The following is a 24,061-nucleotide window of genomic DNA, read 5'->3' as shown; positions in this document are numbered from 1 at the left end:
GGCTTCGCTCGTTGACCATGTGACGCTACCGCCGGATCGGGGCTCTGAGCAGGGGGTTTTCGGCTATGCGCGCCGTGCGGGTACGGACGGCCCCGGGGTGGCCCTCACTCGTTCGGGTGGTCTCCGCTGGACAGAGTCGATATTCGAACGTCTGAGCTATAGGCTGGCTGCCGCATCCTGGAAGAAGTACAGATACTCACCGCAAGCCCTCTCGCCCCGGAGAAAGGCGCCAGAAGCAGTGGCCGACCGCCTCATCGTCCGCGGTGCTCGCGAGCACAACCTCAAGAACGTCTCGCTCGACCTGCCCCGCGACTCCCTCATCGTCTTCACGGGCCTCTCCGGCTCCGGCAAGTCCTCGCTCGCCTTCGACACGATCTTCGCCGAGGGCCAGCGCCGCTACGTCGAGTCGCTGTCCTCCTACGCCCGCCAGTTCCTCGGGCAGATGGACAAGCCCGACGTGGACTTCATCGAGGGCCTCTCCCCGGCCGTCTCGATCGACCAGAAGTCCACCAACCGCAACCCCCGTTCGACCGTCGGCACCATCACCGAGGTCTACGACTACCTGCGCCTGCTGTTCGCCCGGATCGGCAAGCCGCACTGTCCGCACTGCGGCCGGCCGATCGCCAAGCAGTCGCCGCAGGCGATCGTGGACAAGGTGCTGGAGCTCGCCGAGGGCACCCGCTTCCAGGTGCTGAGCCCGGTGGTGCGCGAGCGCAAGGGCGAGTTCGTCGACCTCTTCGCCGACCTCCAGTCCAAGGGCTACTCCCGCGCCCGCGTCGACGGCGGGACGATCCAGCTCGCCGAGCCGCCGAAGCTCAAGAAGCAGGAGAAGCACACCATCGAGGTGGTGATCGACCGCCTGACCGTCAAGGACAGCGCCAAGCGGCGGCTCACCGACTCGGTGGAGACGGCCCTGCGCCTGTCCGGCGGCATGGTCGTGCTCGACTTCGTCGACCTCCCGGAGGACGACCCGGAGCGCGAGCGGATGTACTCCGAGCACCTCTACTGCCCGTACGACGACGTGTCGTTCGAGGAGCTGGAGCCGCGCTCGTTCTCCTTCAACTCGCCGTTCGGCGCCTGCCCGGACTGCTCGGGCCTGGGCAACCGGATGGAGGTCGACCCGGAGCTGGTCGTGCCCGACGTCGAGCGCTCGCTGGACGAGGGCGCGATCCACCCGTGGTCGGCCGGGCACGCCAAGGAGTACTTCCAGCGCCTGATCGACGCGCTCGCCGGGGAGCTCGGCTTCCGCACCGACATCCCCTGGGCCGGGCTGCCCGCCCGGGCCAGGAAGGCGCTGCTGTACGGGCACAAGCACCAGGTGGAGGTCCGCTACCGCAACCGCTTCGGCCGGGAGCGCTCGTACAGCACCGGCTTCGAGGGCGCGATCCCGTTCATCCAGCGCCGGCACACCGAGGCGGAGAGCGACAGCAGCCGCGAGCGCTTCGAGGGCTACATGCGCGAGGTGCCCTGCCCGACCTGCCAGGGCACCCGGCTCAAGCCGGTGGTGCTCGCGGTCACCGTCGAGGGCAGGTCGATCGCCGACGTCTCCTCGATGTCGATCAGCGACTGCTCCGAGTTCCTGGGCGCGATGAAGCTGAACGCCCGGGACAAGCAGATCGCCGAGCGGGTCCTCAAGGAGGTCAACGAGCGGCTGCGCTTCCTGGTCGACGTCGGCCTGGACTACCTCTCGCTCGACCGCGCGGCCGGCACCCTGTCCGGCGGCGAGGCCCAGCGCATCCGGCTGGCCACCCAGATCGGCTCCGGCCTGGTCGGCGTGCTGTACGTGCTGGACGAGCCGTCCATCGGCCTGCACCAGCGGGACAACCACCGGCTGATCGAGACGCTGGTGCGGCTGCGCGACATCGGCAACACCCTGATCGTCGTCGAGCACGACGAGGACACCATCAAGACCGCGGACTGGGTGGTCGACATCGGCCCGGGCGCCGGCGAGCACGGCGGCAAGGTGGTGCACTCCGGCTCGCTGAAGCAGCTGCTCACCAACAAGGAGTCGCTGACCGGCCAGTACCTCTCCGGCAAGCGGTCCATCCCGATCCCGGCCTCCCGCCGCGAGCGGGACAAGAAGCGCCAGCTGACCGTCCACGGCGCCCGCGAGCACAATCTCAAGGACGTCACGGTCGGCTTCCCGCTGGGCACCTTCACCGCGATCACCGGCGTCTCCGGCTCCGGCAAGTCGACGCTGGTCAACGACATCCTGTACACCCACCTCGCGCGGGAGCTGAACGGCGCCCGCAGCGTGCCCGGCCGGCACACCCGGATCACCGGCACCGACCAGGTGGACAAGGTGGTGCACGTCGACCAGTCGCCGATCGGCCGTACCCCGCGCTCCAACCCGGCCACCTACACCGGCGTGTTCGACCACGTCCGCCGGCTCTTCGCGGAGACGCAGGAGGCCAAGGTCCGCGGCTACCTGCCCGGCCGGTTCTCCTTCAACGTCAAGGGCGGCCGCTGCGAGAACTGCTCGGGCGACGGCACCATCAAGATCGAGATGAACTTCCTGCCGGACGTCTACGTGCCGTGCGAGGTCTGCCACGGCGCCCGGTACAACCGGGAGACGCTGGAGGTCCACTACAAGGGCAGGTCCATCGCCGAGGTGCTGGACATGCCGATCGAGGAGGCCCTGGACTTCTTCGAGGCCGTCCCGGCGATCGCCCGGCACCTGCGCACGCTCAACGACGTCGGCCTCGGCTACGTCCGGCTCGGCCAGTCCGCGCCCACCCTCTCCGGTGGTGAGGCGCAGCGCGTCAAGCTCGCCTCGGAGCTCCAGAAGCGCTCCACCGGGCGGACGGTCTACGTGCTGGACGAGCCCACCACCGGCCTGCACTTCGAGGACATCAGCAAGCTGATCAAGGTGCTCAGCGGGCTGGTGGACAAGGGCAACACGGTGATCGTCATCGAGCACAACCTCGATGTGATCAAGACCGCCGACTGGGTCGTCGACATGGGCCCCGAGGGCGGCTCCGGCGGCGGCACGGTGGTCGCCGAGGGCACCCCGGAGCAGATCGCCGCCGTCCCGGAGAGCCACACCGGCAAGTTCCTGCGGGACATCCTGCCGGCCGACTTCACGGACGCCCCGGTCGCCGCCCCGGCCAAGAGGGCGCCGCGCAAGCGCGCGGCCGCCGCGAAGAAGTAGTCCCGTCCGGCCACCCCGCCGCTCCCCGCCGCCGCACCCCGGGCGGCCCGGGAGCGGCGGGGTGGCGCGGCATAGAATTCCGTGGTCCCTCGCCGCAGCAGCAACCGTAGGAGCACATCGATGTCCGAGGCCCCCGAGACCAGCCCCACCGCCTCCCGCCGCACCCTGCTCTGCGGGGCCGCGGCCGTCCTGGCGGCCGGCGGCACCGTGGCGGTCACCGGGTGCAGCTCCTCCTCATCCGCCGGCAGCAGCGCCCCCAAGGGCCCGGTCGACCTCGGCCCGGCCTCGGCCGTGCCGGAGGGCGGCGGCAAGGTCTACCGCGAGCAGAAGATCGTGGTGACCCAGCCCACCGCCGGCCAGTACAAGGCGTTCAACGCCCGGTGCACCCACGCCGGCTGCCTCGTGGACCAGGTGAAGAACAACCAGATCCAGTGCCCCTGCCACGGCAGCCGCTTCGCCATCACCGACGGCGCCGTGCAGGACGGACCGGCCCCCTCCCCGCTGCCCGCCTACACCGTCACGGTCGAGGGCGGCAACCTCAAGGTGACCCCGAGCTGACCCAGTTGACCGCCTTCCGACCGCCACGGTCCTCCCCGACGATCTCCGCCCCGCGGCCCCGGCCCCACTCGGTACGGTGGACCCATGGCTGACCCGAGCACCTACCGCCCCGCGCCCGGTGCGATCCCGACCTCCCCCGGCGTCTACCGGTTCCGCGACGCCCACGGCCGGGTCATCTACGTCGGGAAGGCCAAGAGCCTGCGGCCGCGCCTGTCGTCCTACTTCCAGGACCTGGCCGGTCTGCACCCGCGCACCGCGACGATGGTCACCACCGCTGCCTCGGTGGAGTGGACCGTGGTCGGCACCGAGGTCGAGGCGCTCCAGCTGGAGTACTCCTGGATCAAGGAGTTCGACCCGCGGTTCAACGTCAAGTACCGCGACGACAAGAGCTATCCGGAACTCGCCGTCACCCTCGACGAGGAGTACCCGCGGGTCCAGGTGATGCGCGGGGCGCACAAGAAGGGCGTGCGCTACTTCGGCCCGTACGGGCACGCCTGGGCGATCCGCGAGACGGTCGACCTGCTGCTGCGCGTCTTCCCCGTCCGCACCTGCTCCAACGGCGTCTTCAAGCGCGCCCGCCAGGTCGGCCGGCCCTGCCTGCTCGGCTACATCGGCAAGTGCGCCGCGCCCTGCGTCGGCAAGGTCTCGGCGGACGAACACCGCGCGCTGGCCGAGGACTTCTGCGACTTCATGGCCGGGCGCACCGGCAACTACCTGCGCCGGCTGGAAGAACAGATGCGGGAGGCCGCCGAGGAACTGGAGTACGAGAAGGCGGCCCGGCTGCGGGACGACATCGGCGCCCTCAAGCGCGCGATGGAGAAGAACGCCATCGTGCTCGCCGACGCCACCGACGCCGACCTGCTGGCCCTCGCCGAGGACGAGCTCGAAGCCGCCGTGCAGATCTTCCACGTCCGCGGCGGCCGGGTGCGCGGCCAGCGCGGCTGGGTCACCGACAAGGTCGAGGACGTCGACACCGCCGGCCTGGTCGAGCACGCCCTCCAGCAGCTCTACGGCGGCGGCGAGTCCGTCCCCCGCGAGGTGCTCGTCCCCGCCCTGCCCGACCCGGCGGAGCCGGTCCGCGAGTGGCTGAGCGGCCTGCGCGGCAGCCAGGTCGACCTGCGCGTCCCCCAGCGCGGCGACAAGAAGGACCTGATGGCCACCGTGCAGCGCAACGCCCAGCAGGCGCTCGCACTGCACAAGACCAAGCGCGCCTCCGACCTCACCACCCGCAGCCGCGCCCTCCAGGAGATCGCCGACGCGCTGGAGCTGGACTCCGTCCCGCTGCGCATCGAGTGCTACGACATCTCCCACCTCCAGGGCGAGGACGTGGTCGCCTCCATGGTCGTCTTCGAGGACGGCCTGGCCCGCAAGAGCGAGTACCGGCGCTTCCAGATCAAGGGCTTCGAGGGCCAGGACGACGTCCGCTCGATGCACGAGGTGATCGGCCGGCGCTTCCGCCGCTACCTCCAGGAGCGCGAGCGGACCGGCGAGTGGGCCGTCCCGGAGGAGGACGACACCGGCACCGCCCCGGGCGGCGGCACCGACCCGGACACCGGCACCGGCGGCACCCGGGACGAGGACGGCCGCCCCAAGCGCTTCGCCTACCCGCCGCAGCTGCTGGTCGTCGACGGCGGGCAGCCGCAGGTCGCCGCCGCCAAGCGCGCCCTGGACGAGCTCGGCATCGACGACGTCGCGCTGTGCGGCCTGGCCAAGCGCCTGGAGGAGGTCTGGCTGCCCGGCGAGGACGACCCGGTGGTGCTGCCCCGCTCCAGCGAGGGCCTCTACCTGTTCCAGCGGGTCCGCGACGAGGCGCACCGCTTCGCGATCAGCTATCAGCGCAACAAGCGTTCCAAGCGACTCACCGCCGGGGAACTGGACTCCGTCCCGGGCCTCGGCGAGACTCGCCGCCGGGCGCTGCTCAAGCACTTCGGCTCGCTGAAGAAGCTCCGGGCCGCCACCGTGGACGAGCTCTGCGAGGTACCCGGCATCGGACGCCGCACCGCGCAGACTGTTGCGGAGGCGTTGTCGTCCCGTACACCCGTCGCACCCGCGGTCAACACCGCGACCGGCGAGATCATCGAGGACGGGGCCGAGCAGGCCGCCGAGCCGGTGGCAGCAGCACCCCAGACCGCACCATCCCAGGAGACGCCATGACGGCCGACGCCGCCCGTCAGCCGGTGTGCCCCGGCCCCGCCCGCCTGCCCGGGCCGGGGAAGGGCGGCCGAGCCGTACGCGTTCTCCCCAGCAGAAAGACCGAGAGCGGGGAACCGAAGTGACCGTGTCAGACGTGGCCGAGAACGCGCCGGAGCTGGTGATCATCTCCGGGATGTCCGGAGCCGGCCGCTCCACCGCGGCCAAGTGCCTGGAGGACCTCGGCTGGTTCGTGGTGGACAACCTGCCGCCGGCCCTGATTCCTACCATGGTCGACCTGGGCGCGCGCTCCCAGGGCAACGTCGCCAGGATCGGCGTGGTCGTGGACGTCCGCGGCCGGCAGTTCTTCGACGACCTGCTCACCTCGCTGGACGAGCTGGAGAAGCGCGGGGTCCGGCTCCGGGTCGTCTTCCTGGACTCCTCCGACGAGGCGCTGGTGCGCCGCTTCGAGAGCGTCCGCCGCCCGCACCCGCTGCAGGCCGACGGCCGGATCGTGGACGGCATCGCCCAGGAGCGCGACCTGCTGCGCGACCTGCGCGGCGAGGCCGACCTGGTGATCGACACCTCCAACCTCAACGTGCACCAGCTGCGCGCCAAGCTGGACGCCCAGTTCGCCGACCACGACGAGCCCGAGCTGCGCGCCACCGTGATGTCCTTCGGATTCAAGTACGGCCTGCCGGTCGACGCCGACCTCGTGGTGGACTGCCGCTTCCTGCCGAACCCGCACTGGGTGCCCGAACTGCGGGCCCGCACCGGCACCGACGCGGACGTCGCCGACTACGTCTTCCAGCAGCCCGGAGCCAACGAGTTCCTGGACGGTTACGCCCAGCTCCTGCGCATCATCACCGAGGGATACCGCCGCGAGGGGAAGCGCTACATGACGCTTGCCGTAGGCTGCACCGGTGGCAAGCACCGCAGCGTCGCCATGTCCGAGCGTCTGACCAAGCGTCTCATCGCCGACGGAGTCGAGACGGTGCTCGTCCACCGTGACATGGGACGGGAGTAACCGCCGCCTCCCTGCCGGGCCCGCCGGCGGAGCGGTCGGCGGGCCGAGGAACGCGAGGTGAGTGTGGCGGGATACGTGCCCGGGCGACAGCCGCAGAGCAGGACCGGTGACCGGGCGGGCAGCCCGGCCCGGCCCACGGCGCCGGGCCGTCCCCGCAGCAGCCCCGCCCGCGCCAATCCGGCGCCCAGGATCACCGCGCTCGGCGGCGGGCAGGGCCTGTCCGCCTCGCTGTCGGCGCTGCGCCGGCTCACCAGCGACCTCACCGCGGTGGTCACCGTCGCCGACGACGGCGGTTCCAGCGGCCGGCTGCGCGAGGAGCTGGGCGTGCTGCCCCCGGGCGACCTGCGCAAGGCGCTGGCCGCGCTGTGCGGGGACGACGACTGGGGCCGCACCTGGTCCGAGGTGATCCAGCAGCGCTTCACCGGCAACGGCGAGCTCGGCGGCCACGCGGTGGGCAACCTGCTGATCGTCGCGCTCTGGGAGAAGCTGGGCGACCCGGTGGCGGCACTGGACTGGGTCGGCCGGCTGCTCAACGTGCAGGGCCGGGTGCTGCCGATGTCGGCGGTGCCGCTGGACATCGAGGCGACCGTCCGCGGCCACGACCCGCTGCGGCCCGGCGAGGTCACGGCCGTGCGCGGCCAGGCCGACGTCGCGGTGACCCCGGGCACCGTGCAGTCGATCCGGCTGCTGCCGGACGAGCCGCCCGCCGTCCCGGAGGCGGTCACCGCCGTCCGGGAGGCGGACTGGGTGGTGCTCGGCCCCGGCTCCTGGTTCACCAGCGTGCTGCCGCACCTGCTGGTGCCCGAGCTGGCCGCGGCGCTCACCGAGACGCGCGCCCGCCGCCTGCTCACCCTGAACCTGGCTCCCCAGCCGGGGGAGACCGAGGGCTTCACGCCGCAGCGTCACCTGGAGGTCATCGCCGACCACGCTCCGGACCTCGCCGTGGATGCGATCCTGGTGGACGAGCGCGCCGTCACCGGCGGGGCCTTCGGCCAGGCCGACCTGGACGGACTGGAGAAGGCCGCCGAGCGGATGGGAGCGGCTCTGGTGCTCGGCTCGGTGGCCCGCGCCGACGGGACGCCGCGACACGACCCCGAGCTGTTGGCGGCAGCGTACGACCGGATTTTCCGGACACATGGAAGGATCGGGCCATGGCGATGACTCCAGCGGTGAAGGACGAGATCAGCCGGCTCCCGGTCACCCGGGCCTGCTGTCGCAAGGCGGAGGTGTCGGCGATCCTGCGGTTCGCGGGCGGGCTGCACATCGTGAGCGGCCGCATCGTGATCGAGGCGGAGCTGGACACCGGAGCGGCGGCACGGCGGCTGCGCAAGGACCTGCTGGAGATCTTCGGGCACTCCTCGGACCTGGTGGTGATGGCCCCCGGCGGACTGCGCCGGGGGAGCCGCTTCGTGGTCCGGGTGGTCAAGGACGGCGAGCTGCTGGCGCGCCAGACCGGGCTCGTGGACGGCCGAGGCCGTCCGATCCGGGGCCTGCCCCCGGCGGTCGTCTCCGGGGCCACCTGCGATGCCGAGGCGGCCTGGCGCGGGGCCTTCCTGGCGCACGGCTCGCTCACCGAGCCGGGCCGCTCCTCCTCGCTGGAGATCACCTGCCCCGGCTCGGAGGCCGCCCTCGCCCTGGTCGGCGCCGCCCGCCGGCTCGGCATCCCGGCCAAGGCCCGCGAGGTGCGCGGCGTCGACCGGGTGGTGATCCGCGACGGCGACGCGATCGGCGCCCTGCTGACCCGGCTCGGCGCGCACGAGTCGGTGCTCGCCTGGGAGGAGCGCCGGATGCGGCGCGAGGTGCGTGCCACCGCCAACCGGCTGGCCAACTTCGACGACGCCAACCTGCGCCGCTCGGCCCGCGCCGCGGTGGCGGCCGGCGCCCGGGTGGCCCGCGCGCTGGAGATCCTCGGCGACGAGGTGCCCGAGCACCTGGCCGCGGCCGGCCAGCTGCGGATGCAGCACAAGCAGGCCTCGCTGGAGGAGCTGGGCGCGCTCGCGGACCCGCCGCTGACCAAGGACGCGGTGGCCGGGCGGATCCGCCGCCTGCTGGCGATGGCCGACAAGCGGGCCTCCGAGCTCGGCCTGCCGAGCACCGAGGCCAGCCTCACCGACGAGATGGCGATGAACTGACCGGGATGGCGATGAGCTGACGCCCACGCTCACGCTCACGCTCCGTGATCACGACAGGCCGGTGCCCGGACTTCCGGGCGCCGGCCGCGGTCGTTTCCGGACAGCCCCGGCACTCCCGAATTGGTAGAGACCACTGACCTGGGGCCAACTGCCCGGCGGGCCGGGGCCGGACGGCCTGAAATGGGGTTTGGGGCACGCCACGCCCGGTCTCACCAGGCGGCGCGATGTGCCGTCCCAGGCCCCGGAGGGGTAGGGTCATAGGCGGTCGGGGACTTCCCAAATCTCATCCCGCCGGGCCTCGCGCCCGGCGTACCTAACGAGGAGATCGGTTCGTGACGATCCGGGTAGGCATCAACGGCTTCGGCCGCATCGGCCGCAACTTCTTCCGCGCGGTCAAGGCCCAGGGCGCGGACATCGAGATCGTCGGTGTCAACGACCTCACCGACACGAAGACCCTGGCTCACCTGCTCAAGTACGACACCACCCTGGGTACCCTCCAGGCCGAGGTCTCGCACACCGAGGACAGCATCACCGTCGACGGCCACACCTTCAAGGTGACCGCCGAGCGTGACCCCGCGAACCTTCCGTGGGCCGCCCTGGGCGCCGACATCGTCGTCGAGTCCACCGGCATCTTCACCAAGGCCGAGGCCGCGAAGAAGCACCTCGCCGCCGGCGCGAAGAAGGTCATCATCTCGGCGCCCGCCACCGACGAGGACGTCACCATCGTCCTGGGTGTCAACGACGAGAAGTACGACGCCGCCAACCACCACATCATCTCCAACGCCTCCTGCACCACCAACTGTGTGGCGCCGATGGCGAAGGTGCTGAACGAGAGCTTCGGCATCGTCAAGGGTCTGATGACCACCGTCCACGCGTTCACCAACGACCAGGTGACCCTGGACTTCCCGCACAAGGACCTGCGCCGTGCTCGTGCGGCCTCGCAGAACATCATCCCGACCTCGACCGGTGCCGCCAAGGCGACCGCCCTGGTCCTGCCGGAGCTGAAGGGCAAGCTGGACGGCACCTCGCTGCGCGTCCCGGTCCCGACCGGCTCCATCACCGACCTGGTCGTCACCCTGGAGCGCGAGGTCACCAAGGACGAGGTCAACGCCGCCTTCCAGAAGGCCGCGCAGGAGGGCCCGCTCAAGGGCATCCTGGCCTACACCGAGGACCCGATCGTCTCCTCGGACATCGTGAACGACCCGGCCTCGTGCATCTTCGACAGCCAGCTCACCATGGTCCAGGGCAACCAGGTCAAGGTGCTCGGCTGGTACGACAACGAGTGGGGCTACTCGAACCGCGTCGTCGACCTGGTCACCCTCGTCGGCGGGCAGCTCTGACGTTGCGGGAGCTGACGTGATGTAGGGGCGAGGGCCCGGACGGCGTACGGTGCCGACCGGGCCCTCGTTCCGCGCTCAAGGACTTCTCAGGCGGCCCCTGCGCCGTGCCGCCTCACTGCGCATCAACCATCTCCCCAGGAGAAACCGAATCCCCGTGAAGACCATCGAAGAGCTCATCGAAGCCGGTGTCGAAGGCAAGCGCGTCTTCGTGCGCGCCGACCTGAACGTGCCGCTGGACGGCGACACGATCACCGACGACGGCCGCATCCGCGCCGTCGCGCCGACCATCGCCAAGCTGGCCGCGGCCGGTGCGAAGGTCGTCGTCGCCTCGCACCTCGGCCGCCCCAAGGGCGAGCCGGAGTCGCGGTTCTCGCTCGCCCCGGTGGCCGGGCGCCTCGGCGAGATCCTCGGCAAGGACGTCGCCTTCGCCACCGACACCGTCGGCGAGAGTGCCACGGCCACCGCCGCCGCGCTGGCGAACGGCGAGGTCGCGCTGCTGGAGAACCTGCGCTTCAACGCGGGCGAGACCAGCAAGGACGACGCCGAGCGCAAGGCCTTCGCCGAGCAGCTGGCCGCGCTGGCCGACCTGTACGTGGGCGACGGCTTCGGCGCCGTGCACCGCAAGCACGCCTCGGTCTACGACCTGCCGGCCCTGCTGCCGCACGCCGCGGGCGACCTGATCGCCACCGAGGTCGGCGTGCTGAAGAAGCTCACCGAGGACGTCGCCCGCCCGTACGTGGTGGTCCTCGGCGGTGCCAAGGTCTCCGACAAGCTCGGTGTGATCGACAACCTGCTGAAGAAGGCCGACCGGATCCTGATCGGCGGCGGCATGGCGTACACCTTCCTCAAGGCCAAGGGCCACGAGGTCGGCATCTCGCTGCTGCAGGAGGACCAGGTCCCGACCGTCCTCGGCTACCTGGCCGAGGCCGAGCAGCGGGGCGTCGAGTTCGTGCTGCCGACGGACGTCCTGGTCTCCGCCGAGTTCCCGGACCTCAAGACCAAGGCCCCGGCGAACCCCACGACCGTCGATGCCGACGCCATCCCGGCCGACCAGGAGGGCCTGGACATCGGCCCGAAGACCCGCGAGCTGTACGCGGCCAAGCTGGCCGACGCGGGCACGGTGTTCTGGAACGGCCCGATGGGCGTCTTCGAGCACCCGGACTACGCGAACGGCACCAAGGCCGTCGCGCAGGCCCTGCTCGACAGCGACGCGTTCACCGTGGTCGGCGGCGGCGACTCCGCCGCGGCCGTCCGCATCCTGGGCTTCGACGAGAACGCCTTTGGACACATTTCGACCGGCGGCGGCGCCAGCCTCGAGTACCTGGAGGGCAAGACCCTCCCCGGTCTCGCCGCACTGGAGGACTGACACACATGACCGACCGTCTCCCGCTGATGGCGGGCAACTGGAAGATGAACCTCAACCACCTTGAGGCCATCCAGCACACCCAGAAGCTGGCCTTCGCGCTGGCCGACAAGGACTACGAGGCCGTCGAGGTCGCCGTCCTGGTGCCGTTCACCGACCTGCGCTCGGTGCAGACCCTGGTCTTCGGCGACAAGCTGAAGATCAAGTACGGCTCGCAGGACATCTCGCAGCACGACGGCGGGGCCTACACCGGCGAGGTCTCCGGGCCGATGCTGGCCAAGCTCCAGTGCACCTACGCGGTGATCGGCCACTCCGAGCGCCGCCAGTACCACGGCGAGAACGAGGAGATCGTCAACGCCAAGGTGAAGGCCGCCTACCGGGCCGGGGTCACCCCGATCCTGTGCGTCGGCGAGCCGCTGGAGATCCGCAAGGCCGGCACCCACGTCGAGTACACCCTGGCCCAGCTGGACGGCGGCCTGGCCGACGTCCCGGCCCACCAGGCCGAGTCGATCGTGGTCGCCTACGAGCCGGTCTGGGCGATCGGCACCGGCGAGGTGGCCACCCCGGAGGACGCGCAGGAGGTCTGCGCCGCCATCCGCAAGCGGATCGCCGAGCTGTACGACGCCGAGCTGGCCGGCAAGGTCCGGGTGCTGTACGGCGGTTCGGTGAAGTCGTCGAGCGCGGCCGGTCTGATGGCCAAGCCCGACATCGACGGCGGCCTGGTCGGCGGTGCCTCGCTGGACGCCGACGAGTTCGTCAAGATCGTGCGCTACCGTGAGCAGGCAGTAGGCTAACGCCGCCGCAGCAACGTAGGCTTTGGGGCCGGACCGCCGTACGCGGCCCGGCCCCTTCGCCGAAGATACGAGAGAGTTGGTCCCGTCGTGGTTCTCGGGTTCTCGATTGCCCTGATCATCTTCAGTCTTCTGATGATCCTGCTGGTGCTGCTGCACAAGGGGAAGGGCGGCGGCCTGTCGGACATGTTCGGCGGTGGCGCGATGTCCACCGGCGGCGGTTCGGCGGTGGCCGAGCGCAACCTGGACCGCATCACCATCGTGGTCGGCGTGGGATGGTTCGCGTCCATCATCGTCCTCGGCCTGCTGATGAAGACCTCGGTCTGACGTATCCCTGACGCCCCGTCGCCCGAGCGCCTATCCTGGGACGGTCGGGTGCGGAGGCGATGGTGGCGGATGCTTAACTCCTGCTTACACTAGGACGACTTTCGCCACCGACGCGCACCGCGGCGGGTCGGCGCACCAGTACGCAGGGAGTCAGACCGTGGCAAGTGGCAATGCCATCCGTGGCAGCAGGGTCGGGGCCGGCCCGATGGGCGAGGCGGAGCGCGGCGAGTCCGCCCCGCGCAACCGGATCTCCTTCTGGTGCGCGAACAAGCACGAGACCCGTCCCAGCTTCGCCGCCGAAGCGGCGATCCCGGAGACCTGGGACTGCCCGCGCTGCGGCTTCCCCGCGGGGCAGGACCAGCACAACCCGCCGGCGCCCTCGCGCAACGAGCCCTACAAGACCCACCTCGCCTACGTCCGCGAGCGGCGCACCGACGCCGACGGCGAGGCGATCCTGGCCGAGGCGCTGGCGAAGCTCCGCGGCGAGATCTGAGCCCGTCGCAACGGTCCGAACGCAACGGCGAGAAGTACGAAGGGCGCCACCGTCGAGTGACGGTGGCGCCCTTCGGCATCGCCGGGCCGGCTACGCGGAGGCCGGCGGGTAGAGCTGCGGCGGGATCCGCTCCGCGGCGGCGCGGTCCAGCAGCCACAGGGTGCGGCCGCGGCCGTACGCGCCGGAGGCGGGCGCCTGGAGCTCGCCCGGGCCGGACAGCGCCAGCGCGACCGCGCCCGCCTTGTCCTCCCCGGCGGCCAGCAGCCAGACCTCGCGGGCGGTGCGGATCGCCGGGAGGGTGAGCGAGATCCGGGTCGGCGGGGGCTTGGGGGCCCCGCGCACGCCGACCACGGTCAGCTCGGTCTCCCGCACACCCGGGTGCTCGGGGAAGAGCGAGGCGACGTGGGTGTCCGGGCCGACGCCGAGCAGCAGCACGTCGAAGGCCGGGACGCCGAGCCGGTCGCCCGGGCCGGCCGCCTTCGCCAACTCCTCGGCGTAGCGGGCGGCGGCGGCCTCCACGTCCGAGCCGTCCACCCCGTCCGAGGCGGGCATCTCGTGCACCCGCGCCGGGTCGAGCGGGACGGCGTCCAGCAGTTCGGCGCGCGCCTGGACGGCGTTGCGCTCCGGGTCGGCGGCGGGCAGGAAGCGCTCGTCGCCCCACCAGAGGTCCAGCCGGCCCCAGTCGACCGCGTCGCGCGCCGGGGAGGCGGCGATCGCGGCCAGCAGGGCGTTGCCGTTGCGGCCGCCGGTGAGCACCACCGAGGCGCTGCCGCGGGCGGCCTGGGCGTCCACGATCCGAGTGATCAGCCGGGCCGCGGCCGCCTGGGCCATCAGCTCCTTGTCCCGGTGGACGACGAGCTGGGGGGTCGCGTTGGTCATGCGCCGTCCTTGCCGGCGCGCTTGCCGGCGGCCTTCCGGGCGGGCTTCCGGTCCGCCGTCCCGGCGGTCACCCGGTCCGGGTTGGCCACGGCGGCCTCGGCGGCCTCCTCGACGGCGTCCTCGGCGACCTCCCGGGCGACCCGCTCCGCCGCCGCGGTCTCGGCGTTGGCCGGCTCGTGCAGCTGGTCGACGGGCGTGCGCACGGCCGTCGCGTAGATGTCGTCCGGGTCCAGGCGGCGCAGCTCCTCGGCGATCAGCTCCGAGGTCTCGCGCCGCTTGAGCGCCACCTGGCGGTCCGGCGAGCCGGGCATGGAGAGCGTGCCCAGCAGGCCGTCCGGGCGGTCCAGGGTGATGTCCCCGTCCTTGGTGCGCAGGTGCACCGCGGTGATGCCGGGGCCGTTGGTGACGACCCGCTCGACCGGCACGTGCAGCCGGTTGGTCAGCCAGAGGCCGAGCAGCTCGACGCTGGGGTTGTAGGACTCGCCCTCGACCACCGCGGAGACGATCGTGGACGGCCGCTGGTCCAGCGCGGCGGCCAGCATCGAGCGCCAGCCGGTGACCCGGGTCCAGGCCAGGTCGGTGTCGCCCGGGGTGTAGCTCTGCGCGCGCTGGGCGAGCTGGCCGACCGGGGACTCGGCGGTGACGGCGTCGGTGATCCGGCGCTGGGCGATCGAGCCCAGCGGGTCCTGCGCCGGGTGCAGCGGCGCGTTGTCCGGCCACCAGACGACGGTCGGGGCGTCCGGCAGCAGCAGCGGCAGGACCACCGACTGGGCGTGCGCGGCGAGTTCGCCGTGCATCCGCAGGACGACCGTCTCGCCGGAGCCGGCGTCCGAGCCGACCAGGATCTCGGCGTCCAGCCGGGTCTCGGCGCGGGCCCGGGGCGAGCGCCCGGCGCGCTTGATCACCGCGAGGGTGCGCATCGGGTGCTCGCGGGAGGCGTCGTTGGCGGCCTTGAGGGCGTCGTAGGCGCTGCCCTCGTCGGTCACGATCACCAGGGTGAGCACCATGCCGGCGGCGCCGGAACCGCGGGCCCGGCGCGCCTCCATCAGCGCGGCGTTGATCTTGCTGGACGTCGTGTTGGTGAGGTCGATCTTCATGGCCGGCGCCAGCTCCTGCCGTCTCGTGCGAGCATCTCGTCCGCCTCGACCGGGCCCCAGGTCCCCGCCGCGTACTGGGCGGGCTTGCCGTGGGTGTCCCAGTACTTCTCGATCGGGTCGAGGATCTGCCAGGAGAGCTCGACCTCCTGGTGGCGCGGGAACAGGTTGGCGTCGCCGAGCAGCACGTCGAGGATGAGCCGCTCGTACGCCTCCGGGCTGGACTCGGTGAAGGACTCGCCGTAGGCGAAGTCCATCGTCACGTCCCGGACCTCGAAGGAGGTGCCCGGCACCTTGGAGCCGAACCGCACGGTGACGCCCTCGTCCGGCTGGACCCGGATGACCAGGGCGTTCTGCCCCAGCTCCTCGGTCGCGTAGGAGTCGAACGGCAGGTACGGGGCGCGCTGGAAGACGACCGCGATCTCGGTGACCCGGCGGCCCAGGCGCTTGCCGGTCCGCAGGTAGAACGGGACGCCCGCCCAGCGGCGGTTGTTGATCTCCAGCTTGATGGCCGCGTAGGTGTCGGTCTTGGAGTCCGGGTCGATCCCGTCCTCGTCCAGGTAGCCGACGACCTCCTCGCCGCCCTGCCAGCCGGACGCGTACTGGCCGCGCACGGTGTGCCGGCCGAGGTCGGCCGGGAGCTTGACGGCGCTGAGCACCTTGAGCTTCTCGGCCACCAGCGCCTTGGGGTGGAAGGACGCCGGCTCCTCGATGGCGGTGAGCGCCATCAGCTGGAGCAGGTGGTTCTGGATCACGTCACGGGCGGAGCCGATGCCGTCGTAGTAGCCGGCCCGGCCGCCGATGCCGATGTCCTCGGCCATGGTGATCTGCACGTGGTCGACGTACGACCGGTTCCAGATCGGCTCGAACATCTGGTTGGCGAAACGCAGCGCCAGGATGTTCTGGACCGTCTCCTTGCCCAGGTAGTGGTCGATCCGGAAGACCTCGTCCCGGGGGAAGACCTCGTGGACGACCTTGTTGAGCTCCTGCGCGCTCTCCAGGTCGTGGCCGAAGGGCTTCTCGATGACCGCGCGGCGCCACGAGGTCCTGCCGGTCCCCTCCTGCCCGTTGGCGGGCGAGGAGGGCGGGTCGGCCAGGCCGTGCTTCTTGAGCTGCTGGACGACGGTGGGGAAGAACTTCGGCGGGACGGACAGGTAGAAGGCGAAGTTGCCGCCGGTGCCCTGGGCCTTGTCCAGCTCCTCGATGGTCTCGCGCAGCTTGTCGAAGGCATCGTCGTCGTCGAAGGTCCCGTGGACGAAGCGCATGCCCTTGGCGAGCTGCTGCCAGACCTCCTCCCGGAACGGGGTGCGGGCGTGGTCCCGGACGGCGTCGTGGACCTCCTTGGCGAAGTCCTCGTCGTCCCACTCGCGGCGGGCGAAGCCGACGAGGGAGAAGCCCGGCGGAAGCAGACCGCGGTTGGCCAGGTCGTAGATGGCCGGCATCAGCTTCTTGCGGGACAGGTCGCCGGTGACCCCGAAGATGACCAGACCGGACGGCCCCGCGATGCGCGGGAGCCGTCGGTCGGAGGGGTCACGAAGCGGGTTGACGGGGGTGGGCGGGAGATCGTCCGCGTCCGATTCCGGTGTCAACTCGGGGAAATCAGTGCTCACTTGATGGGCTCCGCTTTCGTGCGCTGGCTGTGAGCAGGGGTCACTTCTCGTCGGCGAAGGAGGCGAGCGAGGCGGTGACGGTGTCGAGCAGCTCGTTCCAGGACTGCTCGAACTTCTCGACGCCCTCGTCCTCGAGCAGCTGGACGACGTCGTCGTAGTCCACGCCGGCCGCGGCGATCGCGTCCAGCACGGCCTTGGCGTCGGCGTAGTTGGGGACGATGGTGTTGCCGGTGACCACGCCGTGGTCGCCGGTGGCCTCCAGGGTGGCCTCGGGCATCGTGTTGACGGTGCCGGGGGCGACCAGCTCGGTGACGTACAGGGTGTCCGGCAGGGCCGGGTCCTTGACGCCGGTCGAGGCCCACAGCGGGCGCTGCGGCTTGGCGCCGGCGGCCTCCAGGGCGCTCCAGCGGGCGCTGCCGGCGGTCTTGCCGTCGACGCTGCCGAAGACCTCCTCGTACGCCTGGTAGGCGAGGCGGGCGTTGGCCAGCGCGGCCTTGGAGCGCAGGTTCCTGGCCTCGCCGCCGATCTTGTCCAGGCGCTTGTCGATCTCGGTGTCCACGCGGGAGACGAAGAAGGAGGCGACCGACTCGATCTGGGAGAGGTCCAGGCCCTTGGCCTTGGCGGTCTCCAGGCCGGTCAGGTATGCGTCGATGACGGCCTTGTAGCGCTCCAGCGAGAAGATCAGCGTGACGTTGACGCTGATGCCCTTGCCGATGACCTCGGCGATCGCGGGCAGGCCGGCCTTGGTGGCGGGGATCTTGATGAAGACGTTCGGGCGGTCGACCAGCCACCACAGCTGCTTGGCCTCGGCCACGGTGGTGGCGGTCTCGTGCGCCAGGCGCGGGTCGACCTCGATGGAGACCCGGCCGTCGCGGCCGTTGGAGGCGTCGTAGACCGGGCGCAGCACGTCGGCGGCGTCGCGCACGTCCGAGGTGGTGATCATGCGGATCGCCTCGTCGGTGGTGACCTTGCGGACGGCGAGGTCGCGCAGCTGGCCGTCGTAGGAGTCGTCGCCGGAGCCGGCGATGGCCTTCTGGAAGATGGTGGGGTTGGTGGTCACGCCCACCACGTGCTTGTTCTGCACCAGTTCGGCCAGGTTGCCGGAGTTCAGCCGCTTGCGGCTGAGGTCGTCCAGCCAGATCGCAACGCCTTCGTCGCTGAGGCGCTTCAGTGCGTCAGTCATGGTGCTTCAGTCCCTTTGTTCTTCTGCTTCGTGGGGTGGTCGAAGGGCCGGGGCGCCGATGTGCGGTCGGCGGCCCCGGCCGGGTGCCGCTAGCGGTTGACGGCCTCGAGGGAGCGCAGGGCGTTGTGGGCCTCGGCCACCACGCGCTCGGCGGTGATGCCGAACTCCTCGAAGAGCACCTTGTAGTCGGCGGAGGCGCCGAAGTGCTCCAGCGAGACGATCCGGCCGTGGTCGCCGACCAGCTCGCGCCAGCCCTGGGCGATGCCGGCCTCGACCGAGACGCGGGCCTTGACCGACGGCGGCAGCACGCTGTCGCGGTAGGCCTGGTCCTGCTCCTGGAACCACTCGAAGGACGGGACCGAGACCACGCGGGTGGCGATGCCCTCGGCCTCCAGCACCTCGCGGGCCTGGACGGCCAGCTGGACCTCGGAGCCGGTGCCCAGCAGGATCACCTGCGGGTCGCCGGTGGAGGCCTCGGCCAGCACGTAGGCGCCCTTGGCGGTGCCCTCGGCGGAGGCGAAGACCTCGCGGTCGAAGGTCGGGACGTTCTGGCGGGTCAGCGCGAGGCCGACCGGGCCGGGGTGGCTGGTCTGGCGCTCGATGAGGGTGCGCCAGGCGACGGCCGTCTCGTTGGCGTCGGCCGGGCGGACCATGGCCAGGCCCGGGATGGCGCGCAGCGAGGCCATGTGCTCGACCGGCTGGTGGGTCGGGCCGTCCTCGCCGAGGCCGATCGAGTCGTGCGTCCAGACGTAGGTGACCGGCAGCTTCATCAGCGCGGCCAGGCGGACGGCCGGGCGCATGTAGTCGGCGAAGACCAGGAAGGTGCCGCCGTACACGCGGGTCCGGCCGTGCAGGGCGATGCCGTTCATGGTCGAGCCCATGGCGTGCTCGCGGATGCCGAAGTGGATCGTCCGGCCGTACGGGCTCGCCGACTTCAGCGGGTTGCCCTCGGGGAGGAAGGAGCTGTCCTCGTCGATGGTGGTGAGGTTGGACTCCGCGAGGTCGGCCGAGCCGCCCCACAGCTCCGGGATCACCGCGCCGAGCGCCTTGAGGGTCTCGCCGGAGGCCTTGCGGGTGGCGACGTCCTTGCCGGCCGGGAAGGAGGGGACGGCCTTCTTCCAGCCCTCGGGCAGCTCGCCGGCCTGGATGCGGTCGAACTCGGCGGCCCGGTGCGCGTCGGCGGCGCGCCAGGCGTCGAAGCCCTGCTGCCACTGGTCGCGGGCGGCCTTGCCGCGCTTGATGACCAGCCGGGCGTGCTCGATGACCTGGTCGCTGACCTCGAAGGTCTTCTCCGGGTCGAAGCCCAGGACCTTCTTGGTGGCGGCGATCTCGGCGGCGCCGAGCGCGGAGCCGTGCGCCTTGGCGGTGTTCTGGGCGTCCGGGGCCGGCCAGGCGATGATCGTGCGCATCGCGATCAGCGACGGGCGGGCGGTCTCGGCCTTGGCGGCGGCCAGCGCACCGGCGAGGGCCTCGACGTCGATGTCGCCGTTGGCCTTCGGGGTGACGCGCTGCACGTGCCAGCCGTACGCCTCGTAGCGCTTGAGGACGTCCTCGGAGAAGGCCGTCTCGGTGTCGCCCTCGATCGAGATGTGGTTGTCGTCGTACAGCGCGACCAGGTTGCCCAGCTTCTGGTGGCCGGCCAGCGAGGAGGCCTCGGCGGAGATGCCCTCCTCCAGGTCGCCGTCGGAGACGATGGCCCAGACGGTGTGGTCGAAGGGGGACTCCCCGGCCGCCGTCTCCGGGTCGAACAGGCCGCGCTCGTAGCGGGCGGCCATCGCCATGCCGACCGCGTTGGCGATGCCCTGGCCGAGCGGGCCGGTCGTGGTCTCCACGCCGGCGGTGTGGCCGTGCTCGGGGTGGCCCGGGGTGCGGCTGCCCGCCACACGGAAGGCCTTGAGGTCGTCCAGCTCCAGGCCGTAGCCCGAGAAGTACAGCTGGGTGTAGAGCGTCAGGCTGGTGTGCCCGGGGGAGAGGACGAAGCGGTCGCGCCCGACCCACGACGGGTCCGTCGGGTCGTGGCGCAGGAATCGCTGGAAGATCAGGTACGCGGCCGGGGCCAGCGACATGGCCGTCCCGGGATGTCCGTTGCCGACCTTCTGGACAGCGTCCATGGCCAGGACCCGCGCGGTGTCAACCGTGCGCTCGTCCAGATCGGTCCACTCGAATGCGTTCGTCGGCGCAGTGCTCACCCTGTCTCAGGGCTCCTTCCATTGTGAAGAGTGACCCCGTGAATGGGGACCGGGTCGGCCACGGCGCTGTGGTCCCGACGCTGGGTGGTGCCGGTCACGGAGGGTAGATCCCGCTTCTGCGTGCGAGCCTACCGTCCGGGTCGGGGCTCACCCTCCGTGCTGGGACAACCGGCAATTCCCCCTGCAGATTCCCACCGGGAACGCCGGGAGGGATTTGTCCCAGACTCTCCCGAATCGCGGCTCCGCGCCGCTCCGGTGGTCAGGACGGGCTAGCGGACCTCCCCGGAGGCCTCCGGGGGCGTCGCCCGGGCGGTTCACCCGGGGGTGTGCGTTCCGCCTCGCCGGGGGACCCCGGAGCCGGATGCGATATATGGAACGTCTATGGTGTCGTGGTACGCGCAGAGCGGACGATTCGGGACCCTTCGTTCCTGTGGACGCCTGCGAGGATTCATCTTCAGTTGGGGTGTTAGTGACCGCCGTCGAAACCCGTCCCGCCGGGGTCACCGGGGCGACTCCTGCGCACCGGCCGTTCGGGGCCCGTGTCGGCGCGTTCGTCGCACTGACCAAGCCGCGGATCATCGAGCTGCTGCTGATGAGCACCGTGCCGGTGATGTTCCTGGCTCAACAGGGCGTGCCGAACATGCTGCTGGTGCTGAAGGTCGTCATCGGCGGCTACCTCTCGGCCGGCGGCGCCAACGCCCTCAACATGTACATCGACCGGGACATCGACGCGATCATGTCGCGCACCGAGCGGCGGCCGATCGTCACCGGGATGGTGTCGCCGCGCGAGGCGCTGGTGTTCGGCGTCGTGCTCGCGGTCGTCTCGACCCTGCTGCTGGGCTTCGGGGTCAACTGGCTGTCGGCCGGGCTGGCGCTGGGCGCACTGCTGTTCTACGTGTTCGTCTACACGCTGGGGCTCAAGCGGCGCACCTCGCAGAACATCGTCTGGGGCGGCATCGCCGGCTGCATGCCGGTGCTGGTCGGCTGGTCCTCGGTGACCAACTCGATGTCCTGGGCCGCGATCGTGCTGTTCCTGGTGGTGTTCTTCTGGACGCCGCCGCACACCTGGGTGCTGTCGATGAAGGTCCGCGACGACTACGCGCGGGCCGGCGTGCCGATGCTGCCGGTGATCAAGGGCAACGTGGCGGTCGGCAAGCAGGTCGTCATCTACTCCTGGGTGATGGTGGCGGTCTCGCTGGCGCTCTGGCCGCTGGGACACATGAGCTGGCTGTACCCGGTCGTCGCGGTGCTGCTGGGCGCGGCCTGGCTGCGCGAGGCGCACGCGCTGTACGGGCGGGCCAAGGCCGGGATCGTGGGCGCGAAGCTCAAGGAGATGCGGCTGTTCCACTGGTCGATCACCTACCTGTCGCTGCTGATGGTGGTCTGCGCGATCGACCCGTTCGTGAAGTAGAGGCTGACGAGAAGAGCCCCGGTCCAGGCGGACCGGGGCTCTTCTCGTTCTCAGCGGGCGGGCAGTCCGGACGGGCCGACGTGGTCGTCCAGCCAGTCCCGCAGCGGCTGGGAGGCGTGCAGGAAGCCGGTGATCCGGGTGTGGGCGGCGCGGGTGCCCAGCCACTTCGCGGGCTCCCACTCCTGCCAGGCCACCAGGCCCTTGTGGCGCAGCAGCCCGATCCTCGGGTGGTCCTTGGAGTAGCCGCGCGGGGCCGACTTGAGGGAGTCCCGGCCCACCACCAGCGGGCCCTGCTGCTCCACCCGGGCGATCACCCGCTCCAGCTCCGCGCCGGTGACGTCCTCCGCGACGGCGGCGCGGTAGCGCTCCAGCTGGTCCGGGGCGAGCTGGTAGAAGCCGTTGCCGCAGGCCAGCCCGTCGGCGGAGAGCTGGATGTAGCCGCCGCTCTCCAGATGGGCGCCGATGTGGGTCTTGTACGGGGACTTGTCGGCGCTGAACCGGACGTCGCGGTTGGGCCGGAAGATCTTCCCCGGCCCGAACTCCGGCTCCAGTTCGGCGAGCAGCAGCTCCATCGGGGCCCGGACGACGCCGTCGTAGACGTCCTTGTGGGCCTGCCAGAAGGTCTTGGAGTTGTCGGCTTCCAGGTGCTCGTAGAAGTCGAGCGCCTCGGCCGGCCAGCCGGAGAAGGTCACCCCTCCAGTATGTGGCCCGGTGCACAGGGTGCTCCCGTCGCCAGCGGCGCTACCGCTGGGTAGCATGCGGGCATGAGCAGCGTTGAGACCGCCACCGCGCCGGACGCCCGTACCGAGCGCCGTGCCAAGCGCATCGCCAAGCACCTGACCAGCTTCGCCCGCGAGCACGGCGGCAGCGCCGACGCGGTCGTCGAGTACGTCGGCTCCGTGGCCACCCGGATCGTCGTGGTGGGCGCGGACGGCGCCTGGGGCGACCAGGTGGCCCCCAGCTACGCCGTCGGCCGCCGGGCCGCGGAGCTGGCCGGGCTGACCCTGCACGAGGACTTCGAGGGCGAGCTGGGCCTCAAGGTGAAGACCGGCGCGTACGAGTGGAAGCGGATGGCCGGCATCCAGCTCGGCGGCTGAACCCGGCCCGGACACGGCGACGGCCCGGCTCCTCCGTGCGGAGGAACCGGGCCGTCGGTGCTGCCGGGGGTCAGACCGAGGCGGTCTGCGGAGCCTGGGCGGGCAGCTGGTCGGCGGTCGCCGCGTCCGCGCGGGTGCGCAGGGCGAGCGGGACGCGCAGCGCGGCGATCCAGGTGAGGGCGGCGAGCAGCATGTGCAGGCCGACCATGAGCTCGGGCGCGTCGGTGAAGTACTGGACGAAGCCGAGCACGCCCTGCAGCAGCAGGACGGCGAGCAGTTCCTTGGCCCGGGCGCGGGCGGGCTGCGGGGCCTTGACGGCGGCGAACACGAAGATCACCGCGATGGCCAGGCCGACCGAGACGAACGCGAAGTCGGCGTGGAACTGGGCGAGGCGGTCGTAGTCGATCGGGATGCGCGGGACGATCTTGTTGTCCTTGGGCGTGCCGGGGTGGTGGCCGGCGCCGGTCACCAGGGTGCCGGCCGCGACGAGCAGGCCGATCACGGTGACCAGGACGTAGGACAGCTGGTGGACCGGGCGGGGCACCACGAGGCGGGGCGGGCCGTCGTCCTCCTTGGACCGCTCCCACATCAGCAGCGCGACCCAGACCAGGGCCATCGCGGCGATCATGTGCAGCGCCACGGTGTACGGGTTGAGGCCGGTCAGCACGGTGATGCCGCCGAGTACGGCGTTGCTCATCACCAGCCAGAACTGCGCCCAGCCGAGCCGGGTCATGCTGTGCCGCCAGGGCCGGTGGCAGCGGGCGGCCAGGATGGCCCAGCCGACGGCGGCGCTCAGCACGTAGGTGAGCATCCGGTTGGTGAACTCGACGACGCCGTGGAAGCCCATCTCGGCGGTGGGCGTCAGGCTCTCGTCGGTGCATCGGGGCCAGGTCGTACAGCCGAGGCCGGAGGCGGTGAGCCGGACGGCGCCGCCGGTGACGACGATCACCACGCTCATCACCAGCGCGGCGAACGTGGCGCGGCGGACCATCTCGGCGGATGGCTGCCAGCGCTCGGCGAGCAGGGAGAAGGGGTTAGGCACGGGGTCAATCGTAGGCGGCCTTACAGGCGATCTTGGGGCGGGGCACGGCTGCGCGCGGCCGTGGGCGGCGGAGTCCGGGGCCGGCGACACGCCGGGACGGGACACGCGGACAAAAGGGGTGAATCCCTCAAGATGCGCATTGGTCTTGACCAATTGTGGTTCGGGTGGAGAGAGTGCGCCTCTGGTCCATACCTTTTTTTCGGACCTCTCTCCCACCTCCTCCCGCACGTAAGCGGAGACCTGC

At 71.3% G+C, this 24,061-nt stretch carries 20 protein-coding genes; 13 read left to right on the top strand and 7 right to left on the bottom strand.

The features are described from left to right. Positions 1–238 precede the first annotated feature (238 nt). The 11 genes from uvrA to ACFVUY_RS17960 all read left to right on the top strand — a co-directional run bounded on the left by uvrA (position 239) and on the right by ACFVUY_RS17960 (position 13,312). Positions 239–3,151 (top strand): excinuclease ABC subunit UvrA, encoded by a 2,913-nt coding sequence (gene uvrA, locus ACFVUY_RS18010; RefSeq protein ID WP_359912911.1) that lies wholly within the window; start codon positions 239–241, stop codon positions 3,149–3,151. A gap of 120 nt (positions 3,152–3,271) precedes the next feature. Then, positions 3,272–3,709, top strand: a complete 438-nt coding sequence (locus tag ACFVUY_RS18005) for a Rieske (2Fe-2S) protein (protein WP_387730903.1) — start codon at positions 3,272–3,274, stop codon at positions 3,707–3,709. An 84-nt stretch (positions 3,710–3,793) separates the two neighbouring features. Continuing rightward, entirely contained in the window at positions 3,794–5,863 is a 2,070-nt protein-coding gene (gene uvrC, locus ACFVUY_RS18000) for an excinuclease ABC subunit UvrC (RefSeq protein WP_387730900.1), read from the top strand. A gap of 118 nt (positions 5,864–5,981) precedes the next feature. Then, positions 5,982–6,866, top strand: a complete 885-nt coding sequence (gene rapZ, locus ACFVUY_RS17995; RefSeq protein ID WP_359912919.1) for an RNase adapter RapZ — start codon at positions 5,982–5,984, stop codon at positions 6,864–6,866. A gap of 63 nt (positions 6,867–6,929) precedes the next feature. After that, positions 6,930–8,027 carry a uridine diphosphate-N-acetylglucosamine-binding protein YvcK gene (gene yvcK / locus ACFVUY_RS17990; RefSeq protein ID WP_380548970.1) on the top strand — a complete coding sequence of 366 codons (1,098 nt, stop codon included), beginning with the start codon at positions 6,930–6,932 and terminating at the stop codon, positions 8,025–8,027. Then, positions 8,018–8,998, top strand: coding sequence for a DNA-binding protein WhiA (gene whiA, locus ACFVUY_RS17985; protein WP_049649611.1), 981 nt, complete (start codon positions 8,018–8,020; stop codon positions 8,996–8,998). The genes yvcK and whiA overlap by 10 nt, the downstream gene beginning before the upstream one ends. Positions 8,999–9,330: 332 nt before the next feature. After that, positions 9,331–10,338 (top strand): type I glyceraldehyde-3-phosphate dehydrogenase, encoded by a 1,008-nt coding sequence (gene gap / locus ACFVUY_RS17980; protein ID WP_387685624.1) that lies wholly within the window; start codon positions 9,331–9,333, stop codon positions 10,336–10,338. A 154-nt stretch (positions 10,339–10,492) separates the two neighbouring features. Continuing rightward, positions 10,493–11,704: a phosphoglycerate kinase gene (locus tag ACFVUY_RS17975; protein WP_387730897.1), complete on the top strand. Its 1,212-nt coding sequence runs from the start codon at positions 10,493–10,495 to the stop codon at positions 11,702–11,704. Positions 11,705–11,709: 5 nt separating this feature from the next. Beyond that, positions 11,710–12,495, top strand: a complete 786-nt coding sequence (gene tpiA, locus ACFVUY_RS17970) for a triose-phosphate isomerase (protein WP_359912928.1) — start codon at positions 11,710–11,712, stop codon at positions 12,493–12,495. 87 nt (positions 12,496–12,582) lie between these two features. Continuing rightward, a complete protein-coding gene (secG, locus tag ACFVUY_RS17965; protein ID WP_359817184.1) occupies positions 12,583–12,819 on the top strand; it encodes a preprotein translocase subunit SecG in 237 nt (78 codons plus the stop codon). Positions 12,820–13,024: 205 nt separating this feature from the next. Further along, positions 13,025–13,312 carry an RNA polymerase-binding protein RbpA gene (locus ACFVUY_RS17960; RefSeq protein WP_223245297.1) on the top strand — a complete coding sequence of 96 codons (288 nt, stop codon included), beginning with the start codon at positions 13,025–13,027 and terminating at the stop codon, positions 13,310–13,312. A gap of 90 nt (positions 13,313–13,402) precedes the next feature. Here ACFVUY_RS17960 and pgl read toward each other — a convergent pair whose 3' ends face one another. The 5 genes from pgl to tkt all read right to left on the bottom strand — a co-directional run bounded on the left by pgl (position 13,403) and on the right by tkt (position 20,267). Then, a complete protein-coding gene (gene pgl / locus ACFVUY_RS17955) occupies positions 13,403–14,191 on the bottom strand; it encodes a 6-phosphogluconolactonase (RefSeq protein WP_387730894.1) in 789 nt (262 codons plus the stop codon). Then, positions 14,188–15,288, bottom strand: a complete 1,101-nt coding sequence (opcA, locus tag ACFVUY_RS17950; protein WP_387685630.1) for a glucose-6-phosphate dehydrogenase assembly protein OpcA — start codon at positions 15,286–15,288, stop codon at positions 14,188–14,190. Before opcA ends, pgl begins: the two co-directional genes overlap by 4 nt. Continuing rightward, a complete protein-coding gene (zwf, locus tag ACFVUY_RS17945; protein WP_359912954.1) occupies positions 15,285–16,874 on the bottom strand; it encodes a glucose-6-phosphate dehydrogenase in 1,590 nt (529 codons plus the stop codon). The genes opcA and zwf overlap by 4 nt, the downstream gene beginning before the upstream one ends. A 61-nt stretch (positions 16,875–16,935) precedes the next feature. After that, entirely contained in the window at positions 16,936–18,078 is a 1,143-nt protein-coding gene (tal, locus tag ACFVUY_RS17940; protein WP_387685632.1) for a transaldolase, read from the bottom strand. Between the two features lie 89 nt (positions 18,079–18,167). Continuing rightward, entirely contained in the window at positions 18,168–20,267 is a 2,100-nt protein-coding gene (gene tkt, locus ACFVUY_RS17935; RefSeq protein ID WP_387730891.1) for a transketolase, read from the bottom strand. A 463-nt stretch (positions 20,268–20,730) separates the two neighbouring features. Between tkt and ACFVUY_RS17930 the strand changes: the two genes are divergently transcribed. Continuing rightward, positions 20,731–21,678 (top strand): heme o synthase, encoded by a 948-nt coding sequence (locus ACFVUY_RS17930; protein ID WP_387685636.1) that lies wholly within the window; start codon positions 20,731–20,733, stop codon positions 21,676–21,678. Positions 21,679–21,728: 50 nt separating this feature from the next. On the opposite strand, the gene ACFVUY_RS17925 is transcribed toward ACFVUY_RS17930, so the two are convergent. Continuing rightward, complete coding sequence (locus ACFVUY_RS17925; protein WP_387685638.1) at positions 21,729–22,370, bottom strand: DUF2461 domain-containing protein; 642 nt, start codon at positions 22,368–22,370, stop codon at positions 21,729–21,731. Between the two features lie 72 nt (positions 22,371–22,442). Here ACFVUY_RS17925 and ACFVUY_RS17920 point away from each other — a divergent pair, with 72 nt between their 5' ends. After that, on the top strand, positions 22,443–22,775 hold the full coding sequence (locus ACFVUY_RS17920; RefSeq protein WP_387730889.1) for a hypothetical protein: 333 nt from the start codon (positions 22,443–22,445) through the stop codon (positions 22,773–22,775). A 70-nt stretch (positions 22,776–22,845) separates the two neighbouring features. On the opposite strand, the gene ACFVUY_RS17915 is transcribed toward ACFVUY_RS17920, so the two are convergent. Then, the gene (locus tag ACFVUY_RS17915) at positions 22,846–23,817 is read right to left on the bottom strand and encodes a heme A synthase (protein ID WP_387730886.1); all 972 of its coding nucleotides are present in this window, start codon (positions 23,815–23,817) and stop codon (positions 22,846–22,848) included. Positions 23,818–24,061: the final 244 nt, after the last annotated feature.

Source organism: Kitasatospora sp. NPDC058063 (assembly GCF_042885395.1).
Taxonomy (GTDB): Bacteria; Actinomycetota; Actinomycetes; order Streptomycetales; family Streptomycetaceae; genus Kitasatospora; species Kitasatospora lactacystinica.
This window is presented reverse-complemented; position numbering and strand designations above follow the sequence as displayed.

Coding starts and splice junctions, on each gene's coding strand:
- ACFVUY_RS18005 (WP_387730903.1), top strand. CDS start 3,272: ATGTCCGAGGCCCCCGAGACCAGCCCCACCGCCTCCCGCCGCACCCTG.
- uvrC (WP_387730900.1), top strand. CDS start 3,794: ATGGCTGACCCGAGCACCTACCGCCCCGCGCCCGGTGCGATCCCGACC.
- whiA (WP_049649611.1), top strand. CDS start 8,018: ATGGCGATGACTCCAGCGGTGAAGGACGAGATCAGCCGGCTCCCGGTC.
- tpiA (WP_359912928.1), top strand. CDS start 11,710: ATGACCGACCGTCTCCCGCTGATGGCGGGCAACTGGAAGATGAACCTC.
- ACFVUY_RS17960 (WP_223245297.1), top strand. CDS start 13,025: ATGGGCGAGGCGGAGCGCGGCGAGTCCGCCCCGCGCAACCGGATCTCC.
- pgl (WP_387730894.1), bottom strand. CDS start 14,191: ATGACCAACGCGACCCCCCAGCTCGTCGTCCACCGGGACAAGGAGCTG.
- opcA (WP_387685630.1), bottom strand. CDS start 15,288: ATGAAGATCGACCTCACCAACACGACGTCCAGCAAGATCAACGCCGCG.
- tal (WP_387685632.1), bottom strand. CDS start 18,078: ATGACTGACGCACTGAAGCGCCTCAGCGACGAAGGCGTTGCGATCTGG.
- ACFVUY_RS17920 (WP_387730889.1), top strand. CDS start 22,443: ATGAGCAGCGTTGAGACCGCCACCGCGCCGGACGCCCGTACCGAGCGC.